Annotated in this window: 4 protein-coding genes and 1 pseudogene; 2 read left to right on the forward strand and 3 right to left on the reverse strand. The window is 64.0% G+C overall.

All coding sequences use genetic code 11. The annotated features are described in order from the left end of the window. Positions 1-204 precede the first annotated feature (204 nt). Together ACIBG5_RS43565 and ACIBG5_RS43570 are read right to left on the reverse strand one after the other, a co-directional pair. Entirely contained in the window at positions 205-789 is a 585-nt protein-coding gene (locus ACIBG5_RS43565) for an META domain-containing protein (protein WP_396397985.1), read from the reverse strand. Then, positions 764-1,279 (reverse strand): SigE family RNA polymerase sigma factor, encoded by a 516-nt coding sequence (locus ACIBG5_RS43570; protein WP_396397986.1) that lies wholly within the window; start codon positions 1,277-1,279, stop codon positions 764-766. Before ACIBG5_RS43570 ends, ACIBG5_RS43565 begins: the two co-directional genes overlap by 26 nt. 327 nt (positions 1,280-1,606) lie before the next feature. Here ACIBG5_RS43570 and ACIBG5_RS43575 point away from each other — a divergent pair, with 327 nt between their 5' ends. After that, positions 1,607-2,335 (forward strand): hypothetical protein, encoded by a 729-nt coding sequence (locus ACIBG5_RS43575; protein WP_396397987.1) that lies wholly within the window; start codon positions 1,607-1,609, stop codon positions 2,333-2,335. A 176-nt stretch (positions 2,336-2,511) separates the two neighbouring features. Here the strand turns inward: ACIBG5_RS43575 and ACIBG5_RS43580 are convergent. Continuing rightward, a pseudogene (locus ACIBG5_RS43580) lies at positions 2,512-2,643 on the reverse strand (IS630 family transposase); the annotation flags it as partial. A gap of 70 nt (positions 2,644-2,713) precedes the next feature. On the opposite strand from ACIBG5_RS43580, the gene ACIBG5_RS43585 reads away from it, so the two are divergent. Beyond that, positions 2,714-3,877, forward strand: coding sequence for a glycosyl hydrolase family 65 protein (locus ACIBG5_RS43585; protein WP_396397988.1), 1,164 nt, complete (start codon positions 2,714-2,716; stop codon positions 3,875-3,877). Positions 3,878-4,056 lie beyond the last annotated feature (179 nt).

The raw sequence follows: 4,056 nt of genomic DNA on the forward strand, positions 1-4,056 counted from the left end.
AACAACCGCGCCAAACCCTTCACCTGGACCAAGACCGCCGACACCATCCTCACCAAGATCAGCCGTAAACCAACTTCAAACACGCGACACTAGCGGTCGAGCGGGGGATGATTCGCGATTTCCAGCAGTGGGTTGGGATGTCTTGTCCGCGCAGTGCATCGCACGTTTGCTTAATCCCGTCGCTTGGAATGGACTCTGGCTGGCTCACTTCTTCTCATAGGACGCAACACCCGAACCGTCCGCTGCATACAGAGTGAGTGAATGCCCGTCGATCTTGAACCGGGCGGCAAGTTCCAGCGCGCCGCGATTGGGAACGTTGTGACAGGACATGAGAGTTGTCGCCGCGCCGGCGTCCGCTGTGATCGAGCCATTGTCCGCGGCGCGGTATGTTCCGCCTACTCGGTTGCAGCCGTCTGTCCCAGACCATTTGCCGTCCATACCGAACGTGATTGCGGCCTTTGTCGAATGAGCTACTGTCAGTTTGGAGCGGTCGAATCCGACGATATCGACTGGCCTCCACGCGCCGATGAGAGCACTGGCGAGTCCGCTTGGCGTTGTCGCCGGAGTGGGAGTCGAGACAACCGTGTCGTTCCCCCCTCCAGTCGTCATGACGGCAATGAGGACTCCGGCAAGTCCTATGCTGACTGAGGCGACGCCGGCCGCGAGCCAGGCTCGGCGACGGCGCACGGGCTGGACCACACGGATTTCGAGATCGTCAGGAACTCGCGCTCGCCGCCCCGCCTCGACCAGCGTCGCGCGCAACTCACGTTCGACGTCTGTCAGTTTCATCGATGGTTCCCTTCGGCATGGCGAGTTCTGCGCTGCTCTTCAATGCGGCAAGCGCGCGGCTTGCAGTTGCACGTGCGGTTGACTCCTGGATGCCGAGCAGCGCGGCGATCGACGCGTAACCTAGATCCTCGTAGTAACGCAAGACGAGGACCGTCCGCTCCCGAGGCTTGAGGCCAGCCAATGCTCGCCACACCACATCGTGCTGGGCCACGGCCTCTGCCAGGTCCGGTTCCGTGAACGCCGAGTCAGCTATTGCCATCGGCGTTTCGCGTGAAGGTCTTCGTCGAGCAGCCGACAAGTGTGCGTTGACCAGGATCCTTCGCACGTAGGCGTGAGGATCCTCCATCCTGCGCACGCGCCGCCAATGCCGGTAGGCACTCATCAGCGCATGCTGGGCCAGATCCTCGGCGGCGTGATGATCACCCGACAAGACAAAGCCCAGCCGCACAAGCTGCTGGCCGCGCGCAGCAAAGTACTCGTCGAACTCCAAATCCGACTCCTCGCTATCGGACCTTCATACTCCTCAAACGCTCGGAGCACCGAAAACGCTGCATCCGGCGTGACACGACGAGCATGCCTCGTCGTCATCTAGCTCGGCGAGCTAGTGTCTTGAGTCGTCAGTTCGTGGCTACTTGGTAGGCTTCGCGGGTGGCGAGTCCGAAGCTTGAGCCGGTGGTGTTGTCCGATGAGGAACGTTCGGTGCTGGCTGGGTGGGCGCGGCGGCGAGGCTAAGTACCTGGTCCGCGATGGTGATCGGGTCGAGGTCACCGGGTTGGTGGTCGCTGCACCTGGCCGACCGGTGGTCTACTGTCCAGCTGTGCCGAAGCCGGCCGACGGTTCCGGACCTCCCGGCTGTACCGACAACTTCGCGGTGACGCTGACCGGGGTCGATCTCGGCAGGCTGGCCGAGCCGGCCTCCAAGGACGGCGTCAGTTTTGGTTATGCCAGGCTGCGCGGGATCTGGCATAACCGCAGGATCGCGGTCGACGAACAGTCGATGCCTTCCGCGGACGCGTTGTACGGACCGCCGGACATCGACCCGGTGCCGTGTCCGGAGCCATCGGGGGGATGGCCGGTACCCGATCCACCTCGTCACGATCTGCCCAGCACAGTGGCGGTACAGCGTTATGTCGAGGAGCACCCAGAACGCTTCGGCGCGACCTGGATCGCATTCCCGAACGGCAGGGCGCGGCCCGCACGGGCCTGGACGGTGCCGGTGGTGCTCGTCGTCAACCTGCTCGACAGCGACGTGGACAAAGCCCGCCGGGACCTCGAGCCTCTGTACGACGGCACATTGTGCATCAGCCAGGGAGCGGTCACCAGGAGCCGGCTGATACAGGCTGCCCACGCCGCGCAATCATTGTGGCTCGACCTTCGCAACGGAATCTGGGAAAGCTCCGGGGTTGGACCCACCGAAGCGACGACCGCCACCGAGGGACCGATAAGAGTACGCCTTGTCGTCGTGGACGAGCGACTGCACGGCGAGTTCCAGACGATCGGCCTCGATCTGCTCTCGCTGTACCCAGCAGTTCGGCCGATCCGCTAGTCGCCCACGCTGCGACATAAGCGGGAGGCACGTGTCCTTGCCCACGGTGACTGCACTGGGCTGTGGCGACCCGAAGCCCCCGCGCCGCCGCTGCCTGAACCGACCTCAGTGGAGGGTTTCCGGGCTTCGAAGGCGTTGCCTCGCGCACGGCTCTGCCAGGCGTACCGCTCGCCGATCGTGCCACCGTCAGCGCACCGCAACACGATCCGAGCCCGCAACGCCAACGCCTGCGACGTTTTCCGCCGCCGCGCCCACCCAGCCAGCACCTCATCGGACAACACCACCGGCTCAAGCTTCGGACTCGCCACCCGCGAAGCCTGCCAAGTAACCACGAACTAACGACTCAAGACACTAGTTGGAGGCGGCCAGCCACAGTGGGTGCTCGCGCACTTTCGTGGTCAGGAGTGCTCGGGGTACTGGCCGACCGGTACCGCCGCATTCCATGTCAACGCCGACATCGCGGAAGCCGAGAACCGCTATTACCTCGCAACGGGCGACGAGCAGTTCCTCGAGGATGTCGGACTCGAGTTGCTGGTCGAGACGGCTCGCCTCTGGAAGTCATTGGGACACCATGATCGCGACGGCCGGTGGCATCTGCCCGGTATGACCGGACCTGACGAGTACAGCGCAGTTGCCGATGACAACGTCTTCACCAATCTGATGGCGGCCAGGAACCTCCGGGTCGCTGCGGAGACCGCCGCACGTCATCCCGCCAAGGCACGCGCCCTCGGCGTGGATCCGGAGGAAGAGGCGGCCTGGCGTGATGCAGCCGCCGCGGTCTACATACCGTACGACGACGAGCTCGGCGTGCACCCTCAATCAGCGGGTTTCACCGCGTATGCCGAGTGGGACTTCGAAGCGGCCCGGGACAAGTACCCACTCTTGCTGCAAGTGCCCTACTTCGACCTGTACCGCAAACAGGTCGTCAAGCAAGCCGATCTGCTTCTCGCGATGTACTGGTGCACAGAGGAGTTCAGTGCGGAGCAGAAAGCCCGGAACTTCGACTACTACGAACGACTGACGGTGCGCGATTCGTCTTTGTCAGCGAGTGTGCAGGCTGTCGTGGCCGCCGAGGTGAGGCAGCTGGACCTGGCCTACGACTACGCCTACGAAGCGGCTCTGATCGACCTGCTCGACCTGCATGACAACACTGGCAGTGGGCTGCACATGGCGTCCTTGAGCGGTGCTTGGACCGCATTGGTGGCCGGCTTCGGCGGTCTGCGAGAACGGGGAGGAGTTCTGTGTTTCGATCCCGCTCTGCCGGATGGCTTGGCGGGACTCACCTTCTCCGTTCGCTGGCGCGGAGTGCGGCTGCGGGTCGAGGGACGTCAGTTGGACGTCACCTACGCCGTTCACGACGGCCCGGACGCAAGCCTGACCTTGATGCACGCCGGAGACCAGGTGAAGGTGACGGCCGGCGAACCGGTCACGCAGCGCCTGAAGGAACGCAGACCGCTGCTACCCCGGCCGACCCAGCCGCCCGGCCGGGAGCCGTTGTCCGCCCGCGCGGCCGCCTCCGGTTCACCGGTGGTGCAGGGATAGCAGCGCAGACAACTCGGGCCGATCTTTCTTGCCGTGGCCAAGCATGGTCATTCGACGGATGCTTCCCGCCCGCCGGGCTCCTAATGTCGCGTGTTTGAAGTTGGTTTACGGCTGATCTTGGTGAGGATGGTGTCGGCGGTCTTGGTCCAGGTGAAGGGTTTGGCGCGGTTGTTGTAGGC

It is taken from the genome of Kribbella sp. NPDC050241, assembly GCF_044459685.1.
Classification (GTDB): Bacteria; Actinomycetota; Actinomycetes; order Propionibacteriales; family Kribbellaceae; genus Kribbella.